Source organism: Halobellus sp. Atlit-38R (assembly GCF_003665925.1).
In the GTDB taxonomy this organism is placed as follows: Archaea; Halobacteriota; Halobacteria; order Halobacteriales; family Haloferacaceae; genus Haloquadratum; species Haloquadratum inordinatus.
On sequence record NZ_QXIJ01000384.1, the window covers coordinates 1 to 439 of the forward strand.

Consider the following 439-nt stretch of genomic DNA (forward strand, 5'->3'; position numbering starts at 1 on the left):
GACGATCCCGAGGCGACCGTCGAGCGGCTCGCCGAGGAGGACGTCGTCGTCCGCTCGCTCCCGCACCCGAACGGGATCCGGGCGTCGGTCCACGCGGTCTCGACGGAGACGGAGGTCGACCGGCTCCTCGACGCGCTGGAACCGGAGTGGTGAGCCGCGGCGGAAGCCGGCGGTCCCGCACCGCGCGACCGGACGCGTTTTAGCACTCGACGGACAAGACCGCGTATGGGATTCCACACGTTCGACGCCGAGCAGGCGGACCGGCTGGAGCGCCCCGGCCGGTACCGCTGGGTGTCCGCGGAGGAGCTGGTCGGGCCGCTGGTCGAGGCCGACGCCGCGGTCGTCGCCGACCTCGGCAGCGGCACCGGCTTCTACACGGACGACGTGGCGCCGCACGTCGAGACCGTCTACGGCGTCGACGTCCAGCCCGAGATGCACG

General features: G+C 73.1%; 1 protein-coding gene and 1 pseudogene. Both read left to right on the top strand.

All coding sequences use genetic code 11. The features are described 5' to 3' along the window. Positions 1-153 (top strand): annotated as a pseudogene (locus tag D3D02_RS19970) (aminotransferase class V-fold PLP-dependent enzyme); the annotation flags it as partial. A gap of 72 nt (positions 154-225) precedes the next feature. Further along, the coding region (locus D3D02_RS19975; RefSeq protein ID WP_147435814.1) for a class I SAM-dependent methyltransferase at positions 226-439 on the top strand (214 nt) is incomplete at its 3' end.